The following is a 25,514-nucleotide window of genomic DNA, read 5'->3' on the forward strand; positions in this document are numbered from 1 at the left end:
GTCAAGACTCGCTCGCGAGTCTTGCGCGCCGGATTCGGGTCTGCTACTGCAGACAAATTCCTGTCCGAATCCGTGCGCATCCTCGCGGAGCGTTTAACTCAGTCGGAGCTTGTACCCCGACTGAGTTTAAAAAAAAGCTATCAGGACTAATTAATTCCTGATAGCCTTTATTTATTAAACTAAAAACTAACGCTACGGCGTTAAAATTATAATGTAACACCCTGCTTAAAGATAGCAAAGTCATGGAAGCCTTCTTCTTCAGCCTTTACCTTCTTACCAGAAGCTACATCTAATACATACTGGAATAATTCCTTAGAAACAGTTTCCATTGGAATATCATCAGCTACGATTCTTCCACAATTAAAGTCAATCCAGTTGCTCTTCTTATTAGCAAGTCTTGAATTTGTTGCAATCTTTACTGTTGGAACTGGTGATGCAAATGGAGTACCACGTCCTGTTGTAAATAATACGATCTGAGCACCTGAAGCTGCAAGAGCTGTTGCTGCAACTAAATCGTTACCTGGAGCTGATAAAAGGTTAAGTCCCTTTGTTTTAACTGGTTCGCCATAAGCTAATACGCCCTTAACTAATGAAGAACCTGATTTTTGTGTACATCCAAGTGACTTATCTTCAAGTGTTGTAATACCACCATCTTTATTTCCTGGTGATGGATTCTCATAAATTTCCTGACCATTCTTAATGAAGTATTCCTTAAAGTCATTAATTAAGTGTACTGTCTTATTAAAGAGTTCTTCATTCTCACAACGATTCATAAGAATTGTTTCTGCACCAAACATTTCTGGTACTTCTGTAAGGATAGTTGTACCACCCTTAGCAACTAACATGTCTGAGAACTGACCTACTGTTGGGTTAGCTGTGATACCTGATAAACCATCAGATCCACCACACTTCATACCAATAATAAGTTCCTTAGCATCAACCTTTTCTCTCTTAAACTTAGAAGCATACGCCATAAGTTCATCAAGGATTCTAACTGCATCATCCTGCTCGTAGTCCACATCCTGAACCTGTAAGAACTTAACTCTTTCTGGATTATATTCGCCAATGTAGTTCTTTAATACTTCAATTCTTGAGTTCTCACAACCAAGACCAAGTACTAATACAGCACCTGCATTTGGATGATTAATTAAATCAGCAAGTACAGTTCTTGTATTCTCCTGATCTTCTGTTACCTGAGAACATCCATATGGATGTGTAAATGCTACAACTTCATCTACACCCTCTGGTTTACGTAATCTAGCCTTTGCTTCAATAGCTCTAGCAATTGAATTTACACAACCAACAGTTGGGATAATCCATACTTCATTTCTTACACCAACTTTACCGTTCTCTCTTACATAACCGTCAAAATATGCCTTTTCTTCATCTAGCTTATCAACCTGACCTGTTGGCTCATACTTATATTCAAGTAATTCTCCAAGTCCTGTCTTTAGGTTATGTGTATGAATCCATGCACCTACTTCAACATCTGCCTGAGCAATACCGATTCTGAAACCATACTTAATTACAGAATCTCCCTTCTTAACAGGCTTAATAGCAAATTTATGTCCCTGTGGAATATCTTCAACTGTTGTAATATTTTCACCAGCAACATTCACAGTTGTGCCCTTAGCTATAGGCTTTAGAGCAACACAGACATTATCATCTTTATTAATCTTAATAAAATCCTGCATAATATCCTCCCTTAGTATTTAAAACTCTCTTTTTTTCTTTAAATAAGAGCGGATGAGTATTATCACCCGCTCTTTAATAATATTATATGAAATTTAATATCTCAATAACAAAAATCTAATTATTAACTAAATTAAGCATTAACTAAATCAGTAACAACAGCTCTCATGCCTCTGTTTCTGATATCTTCAATGTAGTTAGTAATTGCTTCTTCAAGGCCAGCAACCTTAGTTAAATCTTCTCCACCAAAGAATGCTGTGTTAGAAAGGTAAGCATGTGCAAATTCAGCTGCAGACTTAGCAGAGTTTTCCTTGAAGAAATCAAGAACTGCCTTGTCATCACGAATATTATACTTCTCACCATTTCTATCGCCCTGTAATACAATACCACCATTAAATTCAACTTCTGTCTGTGATGTATAGAAGCTCATAAGTGCTGCAATAGAGAATGTTAAATACTTAGGTAACTTGTTAAACTTATTAACATAACCTAAGAATGAAGGTAAACATCTTGCTTCCCACTTAGATACTGAATTAAGTGAAATATCAAGTAACTGATGCTTTACAAATGGGTTAAGGAATCTATCGATAACAGCCTTTGCAAATTCTTCACAGTCTTCCTTAGATAATGAAAGTGTAGGAATAACTTCGTTATAAAGAGTTTCTTCCATGTACTTTCTAATTGTAGGATCGTCCATAGACTCTCTTACGATATTGTTACCAGCAAGGAATGAAGCAAGTACGAAACTTGTATGAGAACCATTTAAGATTCTAACCTTTCTTTCCTTGTATGGATGATGATCATTTGTAAATACTACATTAAGTCCAGCTTCTTCAAATGGAAGTTCCTTCTTTAACTGATCAAGTGTGATATTAGTATCAGCTTCAACAACCCATAAACCGAATGTTTCAGCTCTATCGATTAACTGATCTTCATAACCCCACTCTTTGCAAAGAGCTTCAGCATCTTCTCTTGGGTAACCAGGAACAATTCTATCTACAAGTGTAGGACAGAATGAACAGCTTTCGTTAACCCATGTCTTAAATCCATCTTCTAACTTCCAAAGATCGATAAACTGCATAATGCACTTCTTTAATTCTATACCATTATCGGCAATAAGTTCACATGGAAGAAGGATAAGACCCTTATCAGCAGCTCCATTAAACTTCTTATATCTTTCAAATAATAACTTTGTTAACTTACCTGGATATGTCTTTGGAGGGCAAGCATTGAAATCATCTGTAGCATCAAATACAATACCAGCTTCTGTTGTATTAGAAACAATGAATCTTAATGTTTCGCTTGTTCCATATTCCATAAACTTATCATAATCTTCAATAGCTGCTACAGCATCTACTACTGAAGTAATCTGACGTGTAATTTCTTTAGGCTGACCGTTTTCATAACCTCTTAACTGAAGTGTATACTGGCATTCCTGATCATGGAATCTCTCTAATGTACCAAATTCAATAGGCTTAACGATAACTACACCACCGTTAAAATCTGTCTTCTCATTAGTAACATCAAAGATATAATCAACGAATGCTCTAAGGAAGTTACCTTCACCAAATTGCATAACCTTAACAGGTCTATCAACTGCATGTGTAATACTCTTGTTTAATCTTTGCATCATAAATCTCCTTCTTTTTTAGGGTATACGCCCTTATATTGCCCCTAAATACGGCTTACTTTAGATATAATATCATTGTGATTTGCAATTATCAACAGTATTTTCGATTGATATTAAATTAACAAAAATTTTTACATTTAACTACTTATTTTTAAGTATTATTTTTGGTAATATTGCTTAATCTAAGATGAATTTTTGTATTTTTATTGGCTTTTTTATTAGTTTACCTTGATTTTTCTTCTATAGTTATGTATCTTAAAAGATGTGTTGTGAACAGTTTATGAATGAGTTCACATTTCGTTTATTATATTTTAGGAGGACTATGGATTATGAAACAATTCATGGATAAAGACTTTTTATTATCTACACCAACAGCACAGCATCTTTTCCACGATTACGCTGACAAGATGCCTATCGTTGATTATCACTGTCATATCAACCCTAGAGAAATTGCTGAGGATAGAAAATTCGAGAACATCACACAGGTTTGGCTTGGTGGTGACCACTACAAGTGGAGACAGATGCGTACTAACGGCGTAGATGAAAAATATATAACAGGAGATGCAAGTGACCGCGAAAAGTTCCAGAAATGGGCTGAAACACTTGAACTTGCTATTGGTAACCCTCTTTATCACTGGTCTCATTTAGAGCTTCAGAGATACTTTGGTTACACAGGTGTATTAAATGGTGATACAGCTGAAGAAGTTTGGAATATTTGTAATGCAAAATTACAGGAATCTTCTATGACAGTTAGAGGCCTTATTCGTCAGTCTAACGTTAAGCTTATCTGTACAACAGATGATCCTATCGATACTCTTGAATGGCATAAGGTTATCGCAGAAGATCCTACATGTAGCGATATTAAGGTTTTACCAGCTTGGAGACCTGATAAAGCTATGAACATTGAAAAGCCTGAATACTTAGATTATTTAACTCAGTTATCAGAAAGATCTAACATTAAGGTTACTTCTTTTGCTAGCTTAATTGAAGCTTTAAAGGATAGAATGGCATTCTTTGATTCAATGGGTTGCTGTGTATCAGATCACGCTCTTGAATATGTTATGTACAAGCCATATACAGACGCTCAGATTGAAGAAATCTTTGCTAAGAGATTAGCAGGCAATGCTTTAACAGATCTTGAAAGAGATATGTTTAAGACAGCATTCATGGTTTCTGTTGCTAAAGAATACAATAGACTTGATTGGGTTATGCAGTTACATTACGGTACAATCCGTGATAACAACAAGTTAAGATATTCTCAGTTAGGACCTGATACAGGTTATGACTGTATCAACTCTTATGATTGTTCAGCTGAAATGGCAGCATTCTTAAATGCTTTATCAGCTAGCGAAGAACTTCCAAAGACAATTATTTACTCACTTAACCCTAACATGAACGCTATTATCGGTACTGTTATTGGATGTTTCCAGGATTCAACAGCTGCTGGTAAGATTCAGCAGGGTTCAGCTTGGTGGTTCAATGATCACAAGGTTGGTATGATGAATCAGATGACTTCACTTGCTAACTTAAGCCTTCTTGGTAACTTCATCGGTATGCTTACAGATTCAAGAAGTTTCTTATCTTACACAAGACATGAATACTTCAGAAGAATTATGTGTGAACTTATTGGTGGTTGGGTTGAAAATGGTGAATACCCTAACGATGAAAAGGCTCTTAAGAAGATTGTTGAAGGTATCTCATACAACAACGCTATAAGATATTTCGGTTTTGATAGATTCTTAAATAAGTAATTTTTAAACTATTAATCCTAAATTATAATAAAAGCCAGATTACAATGTAATCTGGCTTTTATTTTGTCACTAGATATAGATTTAACGTTCCTTTAGGGCTCTCATTAGCGCTCTTTTTTTAGGATTAATATTAATGTCTTTATTGTTCAATGATTCCTTATACATTTTTTCCTTACGCAATACATATTTTTGAAAATGATCTTTATTAATTAGTATTTGACAACCATATATGATCTTTTTTTCTTCCATAACGGTTTTTCTAACAATCTCTCCCACAATATCAATCTTTTCGTCTCCATCAAGATATCTTAATTTAACCGGTGTATTAACAGCATTATGAACATTTCTTGCAGCTGCAAAAGCAAATCCTGTCTGACTTATATCCTTTACAACTACATCAAAACTACTTCGATTAATACCAAGTTGTACATTACCCTTTATACCTAAAAACATTCTTGGTGCACCACGCCTGTTTATCTTCTTTCCTCTAGAAAAACTTTGTACTAAATATTTAATTTTCCCTAAATATTTAAATGTAGATACATGTACATTCTCAAATATAACAGGTGATTCATTGTCTCTTGCATAAATTAAATTAATACTGATATTAGGAGATGATGATAGACTTAACATCATACCATCCATAATAATTGGATCAATTACCATTCTATTGCCTTTAAATGAAACAACCATGGACTGATATTGTAGAACCTGTCCACTAGCTGTCACTTCTATATTTATCCTAGAATTTACAGGAACTTCAGTAAGAACCATAAGCTAACAACTCCTTAAATTATAATAGCTTTCTCCCGTTGTAGCTTAAAAAAATGCTATAATAAGCACTTTCACCACAAGTGCCTATTATAGCATTAAAAATAACAATCGTATAGTCTAATTTATAGATTTTATTTTTTATTAATATAAAGAAAAAATTAGTCTTTCTCTATTAGTCTTCCTCTTCTTCTGGTTCATCCCAGTTATGATATACATTCTGTACATCATCTTCTTCATCTAAAAGCTTAAGAATAATTCTCATCTTCTTAAGATCTTCATCAGATGTTAATTCTACTGTTGTCTGAGGGATCATTGTAACCTCAGCTGAAGACATCTTAATACCAGCTTCTGTAATAGCATTAGAAACAGCGTCGAAATCCTCTGGAGCTGTTAAAACTTCAAAGTATTCCTCTTCCTCAACTAAATCATCAGCACCTGCTTCAAGAACGATTTCCATTAAATCATCAGCAGTCTTATCATAATCTTCTTTAAGAATAATAATCTGACCCTTATTATCAAACATAAATGATACACAACCTGGTGTACCTACATTTCCGCCACCCTTTGTAAAGGCATTACGGATATTAGATGCAGCTCTATTACGATTATCTGTTAAAGCTTCAACGATAATAGCTGTACCATTTGGTCCATAACCTTCATAAGTAACTGATTCAAAGTTAGACATATCTGTAGAAGCAGCCTTCTTTACTGCTCTATCGATTGTATCATTAGGCATGTTAGCAGCCTTACATTTTGTAATTACCTGTCTTAATTTACTGTTATTATTAGGCTCTGGACCACCCTCTTTAACAGCAACCATGATTTCCTTACCAAGTCTTGTAAAAATCTTGCCCTTAGCAGCATCATTTGCAGCCTTTTTATGGGCAATGTTAGCAAATTTTGAATGTCCTGACATATAAAACTCCTTAAAAACAAAATTTAATTATAATAAAAAGCAAAATTAAAGATTAGCCTTAATCTTTGCAATCATTTCATCATATTCACTATCTGTTAAGAATGTCTTTTGAGGGTTCATTAAGAAAACACCACCCCATTCAAATTCATCCTTATATTTAGGTGTTAAATGGAAGTGAAGGTGATGACCTGTATCTCCGTATGCACCATAATTAACCTTATCTGGATTAAAAGCTTTCATAATAGCTCGAGCTACTCTAGCTACATCTTCAAAATAAGCTGCTCTTTCTTCAGCTGTCAGCTCATTCATATCACCAACGTGTTTTTTATGAGCAACGATACATCTACCTGGATGAGACTGCTCTCTAAATAAATAAACCTTAGATGTCTCTAACTCACAAATCTTAATACCAAATTTATCAACAAGTTCGCCCTCAACGCAATATGCGCAATTATTATCTATCATAACAATTCTCCATTCTTAATATTAGTCTCTTTACACAAACTTAAGGAATGCCTATATAGACATTCCTTAAAGTCAATACGCCATGTTGTTATAAAATATAGAATGCTAGATTCTATTAAATTACTTTATTGGATTATTTAGCATCCTTAATTGAAAAGCTAAGTCTACCTAACTTATCCTTACCCATGCACTTACACTTAACAACATCACCAAGTGTAAGAACATCTTCTACTAAGTTAACTCTTTCGTTAGAAATCTTAGAAATGTGTACTAAGCCCTCTTTACCAGGAGCAAATTCAACAAATGCACCAAATTCCTTAATGCTTACTACTTTACCTTCGTAAATAACTCCTTCTTCGAAATCGTTAACGATTGTCTTAATATAGTTCATAGCCTTATCCATACCAGCCTGTTCTACACCACAAACTGATACAAAGCCATCATCTGTAATATCAATCTTAACGCCACATTCATCAATGATTGCGTTAATTACCTTACCACGCTGACCAACAACTTCACCAATCTTAGATGGATCAATCTGAGTCTGAATAATCTTAGGTGCATATTCACCAACAGTCTTTCTAGGCTCAGCAATTGCTGGCTTCATACATGTATCCATAATAAAGAGTCTTGCTTCTCTTGTTCTTCTAATAGCTTCTTCAACGATTGGACGTGTAAGACCATGAATCTTAATATCCATCTGAATAGCTGTGATACCTTCTGTTGTACCTGTTACCTTAAAGTCCATATCACCAAAGAAATCTTCAAGGCCCTGGATATCTGTAAGTACTACATAATCATCATCTGTATCACCTGTAACTAAACCACAAGAAATACCAGCTACCATAGCCTTAAGTGGTACACCTGCTGCCATAAGAGACATACAGCTTGCACATGTAGATGCCATTGATGTAGATCCATTAGATTCAAATGTTTCTGATACAGCACGAATTGCATATGGGAATTCGCTTTCAGATGGAAGAACTGGAATTAAAGCTCTTTCAGCTAATGCACCATGACCAATTTCTCTACGTCCTGGTCCTCTAGATGGCTTTGTTTCACCAACAGAGTATGAAGGGAAATTATAATGGTGAATATATCTCTTAGTTGTAACATTCTCATCAAGACCATCAACTTTCTGAGCTTCTGATAATGGAGCTAATGTAACAACATCACAAATCTGTGTCTGACCTCTTGTAAACATTGCTGAACCATGAACTCTTGGAATAATATCAACTTCAGCTGCAAGTGGTCTAATCTGATTAATTGCACGACCATCTGGTCTCTTGTGATCCTTTAAGATCATCTTACGAACAGTCTTCTTCTCATACTGGTAAACAGCTTCACCAAGTACAGCTAACCATTCTTCGTTCTCTGCAAAAGCTTCCTTTAATTTTTCTGTGATAGCATCCACATTCTTCTCTCTTGTCTGCTTATCATCAGTAAATACTGCAACTTCCATTTCTTCTGGAGTTACAATCTTCTTCATTTCATCAAACATTTCCTGAGGAACTGCACATGAAACATAAGAATGCTTTTCCTTACCAACTTCAGCAACAATCTTCTCAATGAAAGCAATAATTGTCTGGTTAATATCATGAGCCATATAAATAGCTTCAATCATCTTATCTTCTGGAACAATATTAGCACCAGCTTCAATCATAATGACCTTCTGCTTTGTTGAAGCAACTGTTAACTGTAAGTCACCTTCCTGCCACTGTGCCTGAGAAGGGTTAACGATAAATTCTCCATCAATTAAACCAATCTGTGTTGTAGCACATGGACCATCAAATGGAATATCTGAAATTGATGTAGCAATTGAAGAACCAAGCATAGCTAAAAGTTCTGGTCTACATTCAGTATCAACAGACATAACCATATTATTTAATGTAACATCATTACGATAATCCTTAGGGAATAAAGGTCTCATAGGTCTATCAATAACTCTTGATGTAAGAATAGCATTCTCTGAAGCCTTACCTTCTCTCTTATTGAAGCCGCCTGGAATCTTACCTACGGCATACATCTTCTCTTCATATTCTACTGAAAGTGGGAAGAAATCAATTCCTTCTCTAGGTTCCTTTGATGCAGTTGCAGTAGATAAAACAACTGTATCACCATAATGCATTAATGCAGCACCATTAGCTTGAGCAGCAACACGACCTACATCAACACGTAATGTACGTCCAGCAAGCTCTAAAGTAAATTGCTTATACATAAAATCTCCTATCCGCCCTTAAGGCCAAATTATTTAGTAAATACTTATAGGCAAAAAGCCTTCCTATATGAACAAATAGGTGCCGAAACAACTAAAAAGGCCACAATTTAATTAAATGCGTCTAAAATACATTTAAAGACTCATCATGAACTTTTCAGTGGTCTCGGAATTACCTAATTGCACATACACATAAACATCAACATTATACTACAATTAATTATGCTTTTCCATACTTAATAAAAAAAAATAAAATTGACGCAAAAAAAGAAGCGAAGTAAACTCCGCTTCTTTGAAAATTGACATATGAAATTACTTTCTTAAGCCTAAACGCTCAATAAGATTTCTGTAACCTTCAATATCATTCTTCTTAAGGTAAGCAAGTAAAGCTCTTCTCTTACCAACCATCTTTAAAAGACCTCTTCTTGAATGATGATCCTTCTGGTTAACCTTTAAATGTTCTGTTAATTCAGAAATTCTCTCTGTTAAGATAGCGATCTGAACTTCTGGAGAACCTGTATCTCCAGGCTGTCTGCCGTAAGCAGCAATGATTTCTGACTTCTTTTCCTTAGATATCATGTTATATCCTCCTTTTAATTTAAACGCCAACAACTAAGCAATAGGTCGGAGTTTCCGATTCCTGAGTTGTGGCTAGTACCATGGTATATTACCATATAGTTACTAACTTTGCAAGAATAATAGTCATTATTCTTGCAAAATCTAGCTAATTAAAAACATATTTTTAGCAAATTCCTTATCTGACTCCATTTGCTTTTTTAAGCTTTCAACACTGTCAAATTTAATTTCAGTTCTTAAAAAATGCATAAGCATTACTTCTATTTTTTTGCCATAAATATTCTCATTAAAATTAAAAATATTAGTTTCAACACTAACCTCTTTGCTTGCATTAACTGTTGGCTTAGTTCCAAGATTAGTTACCCCATAATATTCTTTATTATCAATTATTACCTTAGAAGCATACACACCCTTTGGTGGTAATAACTTAGATTCTGTAGGATATATATTTACAGTTGGCATATCAATTGTTCTACCAAGCTGTTTACCTGATGAAACAATACCAGTTATTGAGAAAGGTCTATTAAGTAACACATTAACTGTCTCCATATGACCAAGCTGTAATTCATGTCTAATATAAGTACTACTAACTACCTGATCTTGATATTTTTCCTTTTCTACAATAATTGTCTCAAATCCGTACTTATCGCCTAATTCCTTGAGTAGATTTACATCTCCACTCCTATTTTTACCAAAACCATAATCCGTTCCAACAACTACAACCTTAGCTCTTAGATTATCCACCACTATCTTCTTTACAAATTCTAAAGCTTCCATATTCATAAATTCCTCAGTAAATGGATATTCAACCAAACAATCAAGTCCAATTTTTTCACAAATTGCTTTTCTTTCTGAATTAGTTGTTAGAAAATGTTGATTTTTTTGTGGCAACAAACTTAATGGAATACTATCAAATGTAAAAAGTACTGATAATAAGTCTAATTCTGAAGCTTTCTCTTTTACAATGTCAATAAGTTTCCTATGACCTATATGTAAGCCATCAAATTTACCCAAAGTAACGGCACTAGCCTTAGGTAATCTTATATCCGAAAGCCCGTTTATATATTCCATTACAGGCCACACCTCCCTTTTTCACTTTTCTTAGATAATAAATTAATTGTCCTTTGGAGCATAAAACATCTGAATTGGAATTAACATACCTTCACTTACAGTATAAATTCCAACAAATTCCTTACTTGAATCATAAACTCTTAATTTATCATCTTCTACAAATTCAAGCTCTCTATCTTCCATTTCAAAAATGTCCAAATTATTCAACTCTATTTTATTACCGTTATGTAATAATTTATCCCCTTCACTTTTAACCATTAACTTAGTATAGTCAGGAAACATTTCATCTATAGGTTTTATAACACTTTCAAATTCACCTTTCAAGCATAAAGCTGAAATTTGGTTTAGTGTAAGAGTATCATCAATTACAAATTGACCAACTCTTTTTCTTGTAAGCTTGTACATACAAGCACCACAACCAAGCTTTTTTCCTATATCTTCGCATAAAGTTCTTATATATGTTCCCTTAGAACACTCCACTGTCATAGTTACAAATTTATTCTTGCCCTCTAAGTCAATATCATTGACATGAAGGCTCTTAATAGTTACTTTTCTAGCTTTTCTTTCCACTTCAATACCATTTCTTGCAAGCTCGTAAAGTTTTTTACCATTAACCTTTAGAGCTGAATACATTGGTGGAACCTGCATATATTCTCCAACAAAGCTCTCACAAGCCTCTAGAATATCTGCCTCTGTTACATTTACTTCACTTGATTTTAAAACATTCCCAGATATATCCGCAGTATCTGTTACTGTACCAAGAAGCATAACTGTTTCATATGTCTTGTCCCAGTCTGTAATCATACTACAAATTTTAGTTCCTTTACCTAAGCATACAGGTAAAACCCCAACTGCATCAGGGTCTAGTGTTCCTGTGTGTCCAATTTTTTTGTATTTTAAAATCCCCCTAAGTTTTGCTACTACATCATGCGATGTAAATCCCTGTTCTTTATATACATTAATAATCCCGTTCATAAATCTGTCCTTAATAATTATGAAATCTCATTGTATTGTTCTTCAATTAATGCACCGATTTTGTTAACGATAGAATGAACGCTACCCTTTGCACTAAATCCAGCTGCTCTTATATGGCCGCCACCTCCAAATGTAGTTGAAATCTTACTAACATCAATCACACTCTTAGATCGAAGGCTAACCTTATATTCGCCATCACCGATTTCATACATAAAAATAGCTACTTCTACGCCATCAGTAAGTCTTAATTGTTCAACTATACCACCAAGACTTTTACCATCGACCCCATAAAAATCCATTATTTCTTTAGATACACTTGAAAAAATGCATTTACCATCATAAAATAACACACTCTCAAGAAGCGCTCTACCTAAAATCTGGTTTTGAATATATGTTTTTGCATAAAAGCTATTATCAATGATGCTTGAATAATCAATTCCCTTTTCCATCATCTTACCAGCAATAGTCATAGTATTAGCAGATGTACAGCTATATTTAAACACTCCTGTATCATGAATAATACCTGTATAAATACAAGTAGCTACTTCTTTACTAATCAAGTTCTCATCAAGGCATGTAAATAAAACTTCACATGTAGAACTCCATGTTGGCTCTACTAAATTAACATCAGCAAAGCTTGTGTTACTAATATGATGATCTAAACAAATTGTCTTTTTTGCATAAATAAACATTTCAGCAAAAGGCTCAATTCTATCTAGAGAACTACAGTCTAATACCATAAACACATCAAATTTCAAATCCAAATCTGGCTCGTTTTTTATTTCATTAATTCTTGGAATAAAATTAAAATCATCACCAAGTTTTTCAAGATATACTCTAACATCTAAGTCTGGTCTATTTTCTTTTAGGAAATTATAAAGTCCCATTGTAGAACCAACGCAATCGCCATCAGGTCGTACATGTCCAGTAATTCCAACTGTTTTAGCGTCTTTTAATTCTTCTAAAATATTCATATATAACCTCCTATTTATCTTTAATTTTCTTCGATACCTTGTTCTTCTTCGCTAGCGTTATGAGATTCTTCATCTTTTTTTGTAACTTCATCAATTAATCTTGACATCTTAACACCATATTCAATTGACTGATCAATTACAAATTTAATTTCTGGTGTATTTCTTAAATTAACAGTTCTAGCTAGCTGTCTTCTAATGTATCCTTCAGCACTAACTAGACCTGCAAGAGTATCCTTTTGTGACTGCTCATCACCAAGCACACTAATATATGCCTTACATGTCTTTAAATCTGGTGCAACATCTACAGATACAACAGATGTCATAGGATTAATTCTAGGATCCTTAATATCTCTTCTAATAATATTGCTTAATTCTCTTAATACTTCTGAATTAATTCGAATATTTTTTGAACTATTTTTCCTCATGGTTTATTTTTACCTCATTTTACTAATATAGAAAGCCCCTAAATTAGAGGCTTTCTAACTTTAAATTCTATCTAGGTATTTCTACCATAATGCTTGCTTCGATTTCATCGCCTTCTCTAATGTCATTAAAGCTTTCAAGTACGATACCACATTCAGTACCAGCCTTAACTTCCTTAACTTCATCCTTGAAGTGCTTAAGTGAAGCAATTGGTCCTTCGTAAATCTTCTCACCTTCTCTTGTAAGTCTTACTGTAGATTCTCTTGTAATTCTACCTTCTGTTACTAATGTACCAGCGATATTACCTACACCAGAAGCCTTAAAGATTTGTCTAATTTCAGCATGACCAATAATCTTCTCTTCATAAATTGGTTCAAGCATACCCTTAAGTGCTGATTCAACGTCTTCAATAGCATTGTAAATAACGCTATATGTTCTTAAATCAACCTTTTCACGATCTGCTAATATTCTAGCCTGATTATCTGGCTTAACATTAAATGCAATGATAATAGCATTAGATGCTGATGCAAGAACAACATCTGACTCATTAACATTACCAACACCACCGTGGATTACCTTAACTACTACTTCTTCGTTAGATAATTTAACAAGTGACTGCTTAACAGCTTCTACAGAACCCTGAACATCAGCCTTAATAATAATGTTAAGTTCCTTCATATTACCAGCCTGAATCTGCTCAAATAATGCATCAAGTGATACCTTATGCTTTGTATCATCTAATAACTTCTTCTTGCTTTCTGCAATAAATGTTTCAGCAACATTTCTTGCTTCCTTATCTGTATCATATGCCATAATAATTTCACCAGCATTAGGTACAGCATTAAGACCCTGAATTTCTACAGGAGTTGAAGGACCAGCTTCCTTAACTCTTCTACCTGTATCATCAATCATAGCTCTAATCTTACCATAACAAGAACCAGCTGCTACTGAATCACCTACTCTTAATGTACCCTTTTGTACAAGAATTGTAGCTACAGGACCACGTCCCTTATCAAGCTCAGCTTCAATAACAATACCTCTAGCCTTACGGTTAGGATTAGCCTTAAGTTCAATAATTTCTGCAGTAAGTAAGATCATTTCAAGAAGGTTATCAATACCTTCCTTAGTATGAGCTGATACAGGACAGAAAATTGTAGAACCGCCCCAATCTTCTGCAATAAGACCATATTCTGTAAGTTCCTGCTTAACCTTTTCAATGTTAGCATTTGGCTTATCAATCTTATTAACAGCAACAATAATTTCAACATTAGCAGCCTTAGCATGGTTAATAGCTTCAATAGTCTGAGGCATTACACCATCATCTGCAGCAACAACTAAAATTGCAATATCTGTAGCCTGAGCACCACGCATACGCATAGCAGTAAATGCTTCATGACCTGGTGTATCAAGGAATGTAATCTTATTACCATTTACATCAACTCTATAAGCACCAATCTTCTGTGTAATACCACCTGATTCCTTAGCTGTTACATGAGTTTCTCTAATAGCATCAAGAAGTGAAGTTTTACCATGATCTACGTGACCCATTACACAAACAACTGGTGGTCTTGGGATTAATGTATCTGCTGGCTCTTCTTCTTCCTTAAGAAGTTCTGCAATAACATCAATAACTTCTTCATGTTCACAAATGCAGTTAAATTCTAATGCAATTTCTTCAGCTGTATCATAATCAATTTCCTGATTAATTGTAACAACTTTGCCCTGCATAAATAGCTTTTTAACAACTGCAGAAGGCTGAACCTTCATCTTATCAGCAAGTTCCTTAATTGTAAGTGAATCTGGAAGAGTAAGTGTCTTAATTGTATCTTCTTCCTTTTCCTTCTCCTTCTTTGGAGCCTGCTTATTAGGCTTCTTGTTTAAGCCGCCACTAACGAATTTAAGATTTTCTCTTGAATCGTTATCCTTTTTTCTATCATTTCTATCATTATTCTTCTTAGAATTATATCTCTGATCAGCTTTTCTTGAATCTGGCTTCTGTTCAAAGAGGAAATCATCCTTTGGTGCTGAATCTCTTCTATCATTTCTTCTTTGATTGAAATTTCTGCCATTATTGTCAGAATCCTTATCCTTGTTAAAGCCATTATTTCTATCGCGATCTCTGTAACCGCCATTATTTCTATCACGGTCTCTATTAAATCCGCCATTATTTCTATCGCGGTTATCTCTATTTCCATTTCTATCGCGATTGTCTCTGTTGAAGCCTCCGTTATTTCTATCACGGTTGTCTCTATTTCCGTTTCTATCGCGATTATCTCTATTGAAGCCTCCGTTATTTCTATCACGGTTGTCTCTATTTCCGTTTCTATCGCGATTATCTCTGTTGAAGCCTCCGTTATTTCTATCACGGTTGTCTCTATTTCCATTTCTATCGCGATTATCTCTATTATCACGGTTTCCATTTCTATCGCGATTATCTCTATTATCACGATTTCCATTTCTATCGCGATTATCTCTATTATCACGGTTTCCATTTCTATCGCGATTATCTTTATTACTATTCTGAGGGAAACTTACCTGTGAAATATGTTTCTCCTTTTTAGCTGCTGCCTTAGCTTCTTCCTGCTTTGGTGCATCTTTCTTAGAACTATCCACTTTTTTGTCTCCCTTATATCTATTTTTTACTTTATTTATTTCATCATCTGTTAAGCCGCTTACAGTCTTATAGGATTTCTCACTAGTTGACAACATCTCAATAATATCCTTACTCTGAATGCCTAACTCTTTAGCTAATTCATGTACTCTCATTAATTATTGACCTCCTTATTATTTGTATCTAAACCTTTTGCAAAATATTCTTTCAATTTATTTGAAAAGCCTTCATCTAGAATGGCTAGTGATGCTCTAAATTCCTTTCCAATAGCATGTCCAACAGACTCCTTATCGGAAAAGAAATATATAGGAACCTTATAAAATTCACACATATTCGAAAACATTTTCTTAGTATTATCTGAGGAATCATCTGCAACAATCACCATAAAAGCCTTCTTTTGCTTTACCGCTTTTTCTGTAGAAAATTCGCCACTTACAACTTTTCCTGCTTTCTGAGCCAATCCTAACATGGATATAATTTTTTTATTTTCCAAGTTCATCAAACTCCTTTTTTAATTCATCATAAATACTAACATCAATTGCCATCTTAAAAGATCTCTCTAGACCCTTTTGCTTAATGGCCTTAAGTAGACACTCCTTGTCCTTACAAATGTAAGCACCTCGTCCGTTCTTCTTTAAACTAGTATCTATTTTAATTTCGTTTTCTGGTGTCTTCAAAATCCTAATAAGTTCTTTCTTATCTTTCATTTGACCACAACCTATACACTGTCTTTGTGGAATCTTTTTAGTTCCCGGCATTAAATCACTCCAATCAAATAAGTTTATAATATTTTAAGGTGTAAATTAAGGAGTTTCTTCAACCTCTGTTTCAGCCTCAAAATCTAAATCTTCAAATTCTTCGTCTTCAGCTGCATTCATCATATTTTCTGAATCAGCTTCTGACTTAATATCAATACCATATCCTGTTAATTTAGCAGCAAGTCTTACGTTCTGACCTGACTTACCAATTGCAAGTGATAACTGCTGTTCAGAAACAATAATCTTAGCCTTCTTTTCATCATCATCAGCTTCTGCAGCTACTACCTTAGCAGGGCTAAGAGCATTAACGATATACTGAGCTGAATTATCATCCCATTCAATAATATCAATCTGTTCATCACCAAGTTCATTAACAATATTTCTTACACGACCACCGCTAATACCAACACAAGCACCAACAGGATCTACGTTAGGAACGTTAGCTCTTACAGAAATCTTAGTTCTTGAACCAGCTTCTCTTGCAATACCCATAATTTCAACTGTTCCATCCTTAATTTCAGTAGCTTCTTCTTCAAAAAGCTTCTTAACAAGTTCAGGAGACTTTCTTGAAACTCTAACTGAAATACCGCTCTTTTCACGATTAACAACAGATACAACGTAAAGTTTAATTCTATCGCCAACCTTAAGCTTTCTACCAACATTAACTTCCTCAGCCTTAAGAATAGTCTGGATTCTACCGATATCAACTGTCATATCACCATTCTCAGCGATTCTCTGAATAATACCTGTAATAATACCCTTTTCCTTAGCCTGGTATTCTTTAAAAATTGAATTCTTTTCCTGTTCTCTAATAGTCTGAACAATAATATTCTTAGCGTTCTTTGCAGCCTTTCTAGAGAATTCATCAGAATCTACTTCAACAGTAATAACATCACCAATTTCTGCTCTAGGATTGATTTTTCTAGCATTAGCTAATGTTATTTCCTTACTATAAATCTTTCTTTCCTTGATCTTCTTGTTCTCATCGTCCTTATCAACTTCTGTTAAGCTTTCAACAACAAGTCTATCAGAATAAATATGGAAATCACCTGTTACTCTATCAAGAACAACATGACCATTATCAGCCTTATCAAATTCTGACTTATATTCATCTATAAGTGACTTCTCAATTGCGTTAAACATTACTTCTTTACTAATTCCATTTTCCTTCTCTAATAAATCAAGAGCTGTAATTAATTCTTTACTCATGGTATCCTCCAAATTTTATTACTTTTCTACATAAGCCCATCTAATCATAGATAGGTTCTTTCTTTGTATATTCTTATCTTCGCCATTAATTTCAATTGTAATTGATTCCTTATCAAATGCCTTAAGTATACCCTCTGCCTCTTTAATACCATCAACTGCACTGTAAAGTCTAATTTCAATTAAACGGCCTATACTTTTTTCAAAATCGCGTTCTCTTTTTAGAGGTCTTGTAAGACCAGGAGAACTTACTTCAAAAATGTATTCAGAGTCAATATAATCTTCTTTATCAAGAATCTCATTAAAAGCTCTGCTTACATTCTGACAATCTTCAATGGTAACTCCGCCTTCTTTATCAATGAAAACTCGTAAGTACCAATCACTGCCCTCTTTAACATATTCCACATCAAAGAGTTCCACCTTGTTAGCATCGATAATAGGTTTAATAAGCATTTCAGTTTTTTCTTCGTAACTTTCCTTTTTACCCATTTAAAGTCTCTGCCTTTCTATAATATTCAATTTTAATAGTACATACATTACAATTATACTATAACTTTAAAAATTCGTAAAATTATATACATAACTATAATATATAAAAATAATCCGTATTATAGACATAAAACTAAAGTGAGTGGACTATATTAGTCCACTCACTTTAGTAACAATAATACAGAGTAGCTCGTAGGGGAATCGAACCCCTGATTCTGCCGTGAGAGGGCAGCGTCTTAGCCTCTTGACCAACGAGCCATATCTTATGTTCCGTTCAGTTGTCTCTTGTTGTCCTGCGCGGTACTTTGATAATATACACTAATTACACAATAAAAGCAAGTCTTTTTTCATTTTTTTCTAAAAAAATTAGATTTTATGGGCATTTAAAAATAACAATCCCCTTAAAAGCCGCATAAACACTGACTTTCTCTTATTCCAAAAAATATGAAAAAACACAAGATTTTGTGTATGAACAATATCAATACAACTAAATCTTGTGTTCTAATAATATTTATTATTTATGCAAAGCTAAAAATTGCTGTGAATAAACCAGCACTAACAGCTCCCATAATAATTCCTGCAAGTAAAACTCCAAGGAATACAGCTGCAACACTCTTCTTAAAGCCAAAATCAAGAATTGAAGCTGCAAGTGTACCTGTCCAAGCACCAGTTCCAGGAATTGGAATACCTACAAACAATACTAAAGCAAGGAATAATCCATTACCAGCTTTTTCTTTAAGTTTTTCTCCACCCTTATGTCCTTTTTCTAAACAAAAAGTAAAGAATTTACCAATATATTTCTTATCCTTACCCCATTCAAGAACACGTCTTGCAAAAAGATAGATAATAGGCATAGGTAACATATTACCAATCATACATACGATATATGACTGTAATAAAGGTAATCTAAAACCCTGTGAAATAGGAATTGCAACTCTAAGTTCTACAAGTGGAACCATTGATACGAAAAATATAGCCAAATACTTTTTTAACATATTTCCTCCAATAAACTGTTATCTCTTCTCTCTATTCTGCTTTTTTACAGACTTAGCTAGTTTACACATTTTCAATCTGCCAGTCAATAGGACTTAGTTTATTGTTTATTAAAAATTCATTAGTTTTACTAAAATGCTTGCATCCAAAAAAGCCCCTATATGCAGATAATGGACTAGGATGTGCAGCACATAAAACTAGATGTTTACTATTATTTAGCATTTTAAGTTTTTCCTTGGCTGGATTTCCCCAAAGTAAAAATACAATAGGTCTATCCTCTTTATTTAACTCTTCAATGATTCTATCTGTAAATTTTTCCCATCCCTTACCCTTGTGAGATGCCGGCTTATGAGCCCTAACTGTAAGAACAGTATTAAGAAGTAAAACCCCTTGATTAGCCCATTTTGTAAGGTTTCCGTTATTGGGAATATAGCAATTACAATCACTTTCCAACTCTTTATAAATATTTTTTAGAGAAGGTGGAATCTTTTTTTGTGATTGGGGTACAGAAAAACTAAGTCCATGAGCCTGATTTACATCATGATAAGGATCCTGACCCAAAATAACCACCTTAACCTCACTAATATCTGTTAAATTAAGAGCTGTAAAAAGGTTCTCCCTTGTAGGAAAAATCTCTTCATTCTCATATTCATGATTTATAAAATCTTCTAGTTTTAAATAATAATCCTTTTTAAATTCATCGTCTAATCTAGACTTCCATCCTTGCTTTAATTCATTCATTCCTTGCTTTAATTCATTCATTTTTTATCTCTATTTACAATAATATGTAATTTTCTTTCCTTTGTATTTTTATATATTTTAGAATTAATATTACAGACTATAATCTAACAGAAATTCCCTCATCTGCTAAATATCTCTTTAATTCTTTTATATCTAGTTCTTTAAAATGGAACAAGGAAGCTGCAAGTGCAGCATCTGCATTTGCTTTAATAAAGGCATACTTAAAATCCTCCTTTTTTCCTGCACCTCCTGATGCAATAACAGGAATTGAAACAGCATTTGCTATTTCTTTAGTTAATTCAAGATCATATCCAGCCTTAGTTCCATCACAATCCATACTTGTTAGTAAAATCTCACCAGCGCCGAGTTTCTCTGCCTTCATAGCCCATTCAATAGCATCCATTTTCATATCAACTCTTCCGCCATTTTTATATATGCTCCAATGACCATCCTCACATCTTTTTGCATCAATAGCCACAACAACACACTGGCTTCCAAATTTATAAGCCGCCTCAGATATAAGATTTGGATTCATTATAGCCGCAGAATTTATAGAAATCTTATCTGCGCCTTCACGAAGTAAGACCTTAAAATCATCAACAGTTCTAATTCCACCACCTACAGTAAAGGGAATAAATACTTTACTTGCCACTTTTCTAACCAAGTCTAGAGTAGTATTTCTTCCATCACTTGAAGCAGTAATATCTAAAAAAACCAATTCATCTGCACCTAACTTATCATAAGCTTGCGCCACCATTACAGGATCACCTGCATCTACCAAATCCACAAAATTTGTTCCTTTAACAACTCGACCATCCTTACAATCAAGACAAGGAATAATTCTTTTTGTAAACATACACTTACTCTCCATTCACTACATTTCCAAAATTAAAGATTAGCAAAATTCTCCAAAATCTTTAATCCAACATCACTACTTTTTTCTGGATGAAATTGACATGCAAAAACATTACCCTTTTCAACAGACGCATGAATACATGTTGTGTATTCAGTCTTTGCAGAAACAATAGACTCATCATCAGCCTTTAAATAATAAGAATGAACAAAATAGACATAACTATTATTATCTATTCCCTTAAATAATTTTGAACCCTTTTTAATTTCAAGAGAATTCCAGCCCATATGAGGAATTTTAAAACCTTCCTTAGCTGGTATTCTATAGATTTTTCCTGGCAAAATTCCAAGGCCTTTAACACCAACAGATTCTTCGCTAGATTCAAATAATAATTGCAATCCTAAACAAATACCTAAAAACGGCCTTGTTTTGGCACATTCCTTAATTGTATCTACCAAATCATATTTATAAAGATTGTTCATAGCATCACCAAAAGAGCCTACTCCTGGTAAGATTACCTTATCAGCCTTTAGTAGGCTCTCTTTATCTCTTGTTATTACAACCTCCTGATTAAGGGAGAGTAGCGCTTTTTCAACGCTTTTTAAATTACCTGCATCATAGTCAATTATTGCAATCATTCATTACCTGCCGCTTCCCCGTAATCCATAATTACGAAATAATATTTGGTAAAGTCTGAATTATACATATCAACTAATGATTTAGCCTTCTTCTCATCAATAGAAAAAGTCTCTTCTAGTGCATTTAAAATTTCTTTATATGCCTCATCAAATTCTTCATAAACACCTAAGCTCTTAGCATCATCAATATACTTATCATAAGCTATAACGCCCTTAATAAGGGAATTTAGAGCATCCGTTTTATTATCCATTTCTAGATAAGAATTGTATGCCCTATACTGACTTTGAACATAAAGAATTGTCTTTGCCTGCTCATATATAGTCTTATCTGTTTCATTCAAACTTAACCCATCTAATTCTTTATAAGCTGTAAAGAAATCACCCTTTGCAAAATAATTCTTGGCATTATTTGAACTGTAGTCATAATTTACCGCTTTAATAAGAACCAGTAATAGTACTATAACACCTGAAACAAATAAAATAAACAAAATCATTGAAACTGGTTTTATTTTTAATATATCACCAGGTTGAGGTTCAGGCTTTTCCTTCTTAGGCTTTTTAGGCTTTGGTTCCTTTTTAGGCTTTTCTTTTTTCTCTTTTTTAGGTTTTTCCTTAGCCTCCTTTGCTTTGGCTTCCTTAGCCTCTTTAGCAGCAGCCTTCTTCTCTTCCTTAAGCTTTTTTGCCTCTTCTGCCTCAATAGCCTCCTGCTCTTCTTCCTTAGCTTCTTCTTCAGCTTGTTTTTTCTTCCACTGGTCAATTCTATATTTAAATTTAGCAAAAAATCCCTTTTTCTTAGCAGAATCATCAGCAGTCTCATCATCTATTTCCTGTAAAATCTTACCATTCTCGTCAAGCTTTCTCTTTCCGCCCTTTTTAATAGATTTATCTTCTTCTAAATCCTCTTCTTCTATACTTTCAAAGAAAATATCTCTAAGCTTAGCAAAAAAGCCGCCTTTCTCCTTTTTTTCATTAATATCTTCTAGGAGATTTTCCCCCTCATTTTTGTCCTTTTTTTTGCCTTTTTTCTTTTTGTTCTTTTTATTATCTAAATCATCATTATTATCTTCAACGTCCTTAGCATCCTCAAAAATATCATCAAGAGACACACTTTCATCCTTAGCATCCTCAATAATATTATCTAAATCCATATTAACAAGACGATCAATCTCATTTTCTGATAAATCCTCATCTATATCATCAACGGAAATATTAACATCTTCAGCTGATAAATCCGTATCTTCTAGCATCTTATCAATTTCTTCATCAGCTTTAGCTTCCTTACTTTCTTCATCAACTTCATCCTCATCTATGGCTGCACTTGCAACATCTTCTGGATTTAAGCTTTCATCCTCACTGATTTCTTCCTTCTCATTCATCAAATCATCAATGCTACTAGCAAGTTCACCATCTGACTCACCATTAGACTCTCCATTAGGCTCGTCTTCTGTCTCACTGCCCTCTTCTCCATTTGGCTCGCCTTCTAGCTCATCAGCTACTGCATCATCGTTCTCAGTTTCCGACATACTTTCTGCTTCGCTGTTAGTATCTGCTGACTCGTCTTCTGTCTCACTGCCCTCTTCTTTATTAGACTCGTCTGCTAGCTGGTCTTCAACAAGATTTATGTCATCACTCTCGGCATTATCAGTAGTATCTCCACTAGTTAAATCTAGTTCTTCATCTATATTTATAGCAGGATTTATTTCATTATCAATTTCGATATCATCATCAAAATTCACATTTTCATAACCGTCCAAAATATCCCCTAAGGCATCAATCAAAGACGCCGATTCACTATCTTCTGATAAATCCGCGTCAAAATCCAATTCATTAGATACATCAGCATCCATATCTAACTCTTTAGACTCATTATTTAATTCTCCGCCTTCTAATGAATTTAGAGACTCTAAATCGCTAGCTAAATCTCCTTCATCTAAACCACTATCAATAACATCAATTTCATCCCCAGCTTTGTTCATAGCAGCCTTAACTTCATTAGACAATTGCTCTATTTCAAGTTCTTCCTTACTTAAAGGCGCACCCATACTAGCTTCTTTTTTAGCCATCTGATTAGCATTTACAGTCTCTAATAATTTATTAAGGTAATCCTCCTCATTACTTGGCAAATATGATCACCACCTTATCATTAATTCAATTTTGCACGATTAATTCTGTATTTATTTTATCATAGATAATTTTCCTTAACAAGATTTGTCAAAAAATCCTTATTAAATATATCGACACTTTTCATAAAAAGTTCACTTTATATATGTTTTTTCATTTAATTTTCTGGGAATATAAAAGTAGTGCCGCCTAAATTACTTAGACGGCACCATAAGAGGAAGTGTAAAAAATGAGAAAAAATCATCTTAAAAGCTTATCAATCTCTTCTACTAATCGACCGATTTCAGGTTTAGATAACTGAACATCAGCACCTAATCTTTCACCCTTTAATCTCATCTGCTCATTAATAAGTGAAGAGAAGATAATAATCGGTATTTTCTTTAATACCTCATCGTCTTTTACCAACTTTGTAAGTCTATGTCCATCCATCAATGGCATTTCCAAGTCAGTAATAATAACATCAATATCTAAATCAGTTTCACCAGCCTTTGCTGAGCATAGATAATCCCATGCTTCCTGACCATTACTACAAAGAGTTAAGTTACTATAACCTGACTTTGTAAGAGAATCAGAAATAAGTTTAATAAGCAATGGTGAATCTTCTGCAATTACAATATGTGATTCATTTCTAGCTCTACCTTCAAGTTTAGAAATGTCAGATACTTTCAAACCTGTTTCTGGACTAATTTCAGAAACAATTCTTTCAAAATCCAAAATAACAATTAACTGACCATTAATCTTTACAATACCTGTTGCAACACCAGAGTCTTCATTGCTGATAGTAGCATCAGGTGTAATGATATCTGCCCATGAAACTCTATGAATTCCACAAACTGCATGTACATGGAAAGCCACATTCAACTTATTAAAATTTGTAATAATAAACATATCACGGTTCTGGTCTTCTGAAGGTTCTCTATTAATAACTCTAGCCAAATCAACAACAGTAATCATAAGATCTCGTGGCATAAAAATTCCCTCTACACAAGGATGCGAATTTGGAACCGGTGTAACTGTATTAAATGGAACTATCTCCTTTATCTTAGCTACATTAATACCATAATGATTACCACCAACAATAAATTCCAATACTTCCAATTCATTAGTTCCACTATCTAGTAAAATGTTAGTTTCCATATTTATTCCTCCATATTATTTCACGATCAACTTATGTAAATATTATAACAAAACTATAATTACTTTTCAATGGAAATATATAAGAAATTTACTTTTTGATTACTATAATTTATAAATTCATAAATAAGAATGTAAAATAAAAAAATCCAAGCTTACGCTTGGATTAATCACTTGCTCTTTCAAAACTGCACATTAAATATATTCATCCGTAAGTCATTCTCTAAGAATAACCCTCGTTTATGTTCAGTGATTTCTCACTCTCTATCCAAACCTTAACCTTACTTGGTTAAGCCCTCGACCTATTAGTACAAATCAGCTCCACATGTCACCACGCTTCCACCTTTTGCCTATCAACCTCGTCGTCTTCAAGGGGTCTTACTACATTCGTATGGGATATCTCATCTTGAGGGGGGCTTCACGCTTAGATGCCTTCAGCGTTTATCCCGTCCCGACTTGGCTACTCGGCCATGCACTTGGTAATGCAACCGATACACCAGAGGTCAGT

23 protein-coding genes, 1 tRNA gene and 1 rRNA gene are annotated in these 25,514 nt (G+C 34.0%); 1 reads left to right on the plus strand and 24 read right to left on the minus strand.

All coding sequences use genetic code 11. The features are described 5' to 3' along the window. Positions 1-206 precede the first annotated feature (206 nt). Together T537_RS0109235 and T537_RS0109240 are read right to left on the minus strand one after the other, a co-directional pair. Positions 207-1,694 (minus strand): UxaA family hydrolase, encoded by a 1,488-nt coding sequence (locus T537_RS0109235; protein ID WP_031557453.1) that lies wholly within the window; start codon positions 1,692-1,694, stop codon positions 207-209. A gap of 131 nt (positions 1,695-1,825) precedes the next feature. After that, positions 1,826-3,325, minus strand: coding sequence for a tagaturonate reductase (locus T537_RS0109240; RefSeq protein WP_330372603.1), 1,500 nt, complete (start codon positions 3,323-3,325; stop codon positions 1,826-1,828). 326 nt (positions 3,326-3,651) lie between these two features. Between T537_RS0109240 and uxaC the strand changes: the two genes are divergently transcribed. Continuing rightward, positions 3,652-5,073: a glucuronate isomerase gene (gene uxaC / locus T537_RS0109245; RefSeq protein ID WP_031557456.1), complete on the plus strand. Its 1,422-nt coding sequence runs from the start codon at positions 3,652-3,654 to the stop codon at positions 5,071-5,073. Positions 5,074-5,154: 81 nt separating this feature from the next. On the opposite strand, the gene T537_RS0109250 is transcribed toward uxaC, so the two are convergent. The 22 genes from T537_RS0109250 to T537_RS0109355 all read right to left on the minus strand — a co-directional run. Beyond that, positions 5,155-5,847 (minus strand): PilZ domain-containing protein, encoded by a 693-nt coding sequence (locus T537_RS0109250; protein WP_031557457.1) that lies wholly within the window; start codon positions 5,845-5,847, stop codon positions 5,155-5,157. Positions 5,848-6,019: 172 nt separating this feature from the next. Beyond that, positions 6,020-6,763: a YebC/PmpR family DNA-binding transcriptional regulator gene (locus T537_RS0109255; protein ID WP_027438242.1), complete on the minus strand. Its 744-nt coding sequence runs from the start codon at positions 6,761-6,763 to the stop codon at positions 6,020-6,022. A 45-nt stretch (positions 6,764-6,808) separates the two neighbouring features. After that, on the minus strand, positions 6,809-7,228 hold the full coding sequence (locus T537_RS0109260) for an HIT family protein (RefSeq protein ID WP_027438243.1): 420 nt from the start codon (positions 7,226-7,228) through the stop codon (positions 6,809-6,811). A 133-nt stretch (positions 7,229-7,361) separates the two neighbouring features. Next, positions 7,362-9,446 carry a polyribonucleotide nucleotidyltransferase gene (locus tag T537_RS0109265; protein WP_027438244.1) on the minus strand — a complete coding sequence of 695 codons (2,085 nt, stop codon included), beginning with the start codon at positions 9,444-9,446 and terminating at the stop codon, positions 7,362-7,364. 309 nt (positions 9,447-9,755) lie between these two features. Next, on the minus strand, positions 9,756-10,022 hold the full coding sequence (gene rpsO / locus T537_RS0109270; protein WP_027438245.1) for a 30S ribosomal protein S15: 267 nt from the start codon (positions 10,020-10,022) through the stop codon (positions 9,756-9,758). A 141-nt stretch (positions 10,023-10,163) separates the two neighbouring features. Next, positions 10,164-11,090, minus strand: coding sequence for a bifunctional riboflavin kinase/FAD synthetase (locus T537_RS0109275; protein ID WP_027438246.1), 927 nt, complete (start codon positions 11,088-11,090; stop codon positions 10,164-10,166). A gap of 42 nt (positions 11,091-11,132) precedes the next feature. Continuing rightward, the gene (gene truB, locus T537_RS0109280; protein ID WP_027438247.1) at positions 11,133-12,065 is read right to left on the minus strand and encodes a tRNA pseudouridine(55) synthase TruB; all 933 of its coding nucleotides are present in this window, start codon (positions 12,063-12,065) and stop codon (positions 11,133-11,135) included. 17 nt (positions 12,066-12,082) lie between these two features. Continuing rightward, the gene (locus tag T537_RS0109285) at positions 12,083-13,039 is read right to left on the minus strand and encodes a DHH family phosphoesterase (protein ID WP_031557458.1); all 957 of its coding nucleotides are present in this window, start codon (positions 13,037-13,039) and stop codon (positions 12,083-12,085) included. Between the two features lie 20 nt (positions 13,040-13,059). Beyond that, a complete protein-coding gene (gene rbfA, locus T537_RS0109290; protein ID WP_027438249.1) occupies positions 13,060-13,464 on the minus strand; it encodes a 30S ribosome-binding factor RbfA in 405 nt (134 codons plus the stop codon). Positions 13,465-13,531: 67 nt separating this feature from the next. Beyond that, a complete protein-coding gene (gene infB / locus T537_RS0109295; RefSeq protein WP_031557459.1) occupies positions 13,532-16,228 on the minus strand; it encodes a translation initiation factor IF-2 in 2,697 nt (898 codons plus the stop codon). After that, positions 16,228-16,572, minus strand: coding sequence for a L7Ae/L30e/S12e/Gadd45 family ribosomal protein (locus T537_RS0109300; protein ID WP_031557460.1), 345 nt, complete (start codon positions 16,570-16,572; stop codon positions 16,228-16,230). The genes infB and T537_RS0109300 overlap by 1 nt, the downstream gene beginning before the upstream one ends. Next, the gene (gene rnpM / locus T537_RS0109305; protein WP_027438252.1) at positions 16,556-16,831 is read right to left on the minus strand and encodes an RNase P modulator RnpM; all 276 of its coding nucleotides are present in this window, start codon (positions 16,829-16,831) and stop codon (positions 16,556-16,558) included. The genes T537_RS0109300 and rnpM overlap by 17 nt, the downstream gene beginning before the upstream one ends. A gap of 45 nt (positions 16,832-16,876) precedes the next feature. Then, entirely contained in the window at positions 16,877-18,040 is a 1,164-nt protein-coding gene (nusA, locus tag T537_RS0109310) for a transcription termination factor NusA (protein WP_031557461.1), read from the minus strand. A gap of 18 nt (positions 18,041-18,058) precedes the next feature. After that, positions 18,059-18,526, minus strand: a complete 468-nt coding sequence (gene rimP, locus T537_RS0109315; protein ID WP_027438253.1) for a ribosome maturation factor RimP — start codon at positions 18,524-18,526, stop codon at positions 18,059-18,061. 186 nt (positions 18,527-18,712) lie between these two features. Then, a tRNA-Glu gene (locus tag T537_RS0109320) sits at positions 18,713-18,784 on the minus strand. Positions 18,785-19,044: 260 nt separating this feature from the next. After that, a complete protein-coding gene (locus tag T537_RS0109325; RefSeq protein ID WP_027438254.1) occupies positions 19,045-19,521 on the minus strand; it encodes a COG2426 family protein in 477 nt (158 codons plus the stop codon). Positions 19,522-19,582: 61 nt separating this feature from the next. Further along, positions 19,583-20,260, minus strand: a complete 678-nt coding sequence (locus tag T537_RS0109330; RefSeq protein WP_027438255.1) for a uracil-DNA glycosylase — start codon at positions 20,258-20,260, stop codon at positions 19,583-19,585. Positions 20,261-20,357: 97 nt separating this feature from the next. Continuing rightward, positions 20,358-21,116 (minus strand): imidazole glycerol phosphate synthase subunit HisF, encoded by a 759-nt coding sequence (gene hisF / locus T537_RS0109335; RefSeq protein WP_027438256.1) that lies wholly within the window; start codon positions 21,114-21,116, stop codon positions 20,358-20,360. 32 nt (positions 21,117-21,148) lie between these two features. After that, entirely contained in the window at positions 21,149-21,751 is a 603-nt protein-coding gene (gene hisH, locus T537_RS0109340; protein ID WP_031557462.1) for an imidazole glycerol phosphate synthase subunit HisH, read from the minus strand. After that, entirely contained in the window at positions 21,748-23,874 is a 2,127-nt protein-coding gene (locus T537_RS12115; RefSeq protein WP_034244606.1) for a midas domain-containing protein, read from the minus strand. Before T537_RS12115 ends, hisH begins: the two co-directional genes overlap by 4 nt. A gap of 238 nt (positions 23,875-24,112) precedes the next feature. After that, on the minus strand, positions 24,113-25,009 hold the full coding sequence (locus T537_RS0109350) for a chemotaxis protein (protein ID WP_027438258.1): 897 nt from the start codon (positions 25,007-25,009) through the stop codon (positions 24,113-24,115). Positions 25,010-25,291: 282 nt separating this feature from the next. After that, a 23S ribosomal RNA gene (locus T537_RS0109355) occupies positions 25,292-25,514 on the minus strand; the annotation flags it as partial.

It is taken from the genome of Lachnospira multipara LB2003 (genome assembly GCF_000702205.1).
GTDB lineage: Bacteria > Bacillota > Clostridia > Lachnospirales > Lachnospiraceae > Lachnospira > Lachnospira multipara_A.